The sequence below is a fragment of the Pseudomonas sp. UM16 genome (assembly GCF_050312595.1).
In the GTDB taxonomy this organism is placed as follows: Bacteria; Pseudomonadota; Gammaproteobacteria; order Pseudomonadales; family Pseudomonadaceae; genus Aquipseudomonas.
Genome location: NZ_JBNPJT010000084.1, coordinates 1 through 329 on the forward strand (window position 1 = coordinate 1; position 329 = coordinate 329).

Sequence of the window (329 nt, forward strand, 5' to 3'; positions counted from 1 at the left end):
TGCGGATGTGGTTGCCTGCGATCCCTGTGGTAACGTGGGTAATTTTGGTATCCGCCATCAGCTCGGCATCATTGACCGCCTGCCTGATGGCTTGGACGGTGGCATCGATATTGGTTACCATGCCCGCGCGCAAGCCCCGTGAAGGAGCCTGCCCCAAACCGATGATGTTGATTTTGTCGTCATCTTGAACTTCCCCGATCAGTGCGAGGACTTTAGACGTACCGATATCCAGTACGCTGATGTATCTTTTCTGCTGTTCCATTGTTCGTCTGCCCTTAAAACTGATTGAAATTTGCGTCGCACCGTTTCAGACGGCACGGCCGTAATAT

The 329-nt window shown here is 52.3% G+C and carries 1 pseudogene; it reads right to left on the minus strand.

The annotated features are described in order from the left end of the window. Positions 1–262: pseudogene (locus ACQRAX_RS25670) on the minus strand (cell division protein FtsA); the annotation flags it as partial. Positions 263–329: the final 67 nt, after the last annotated feature.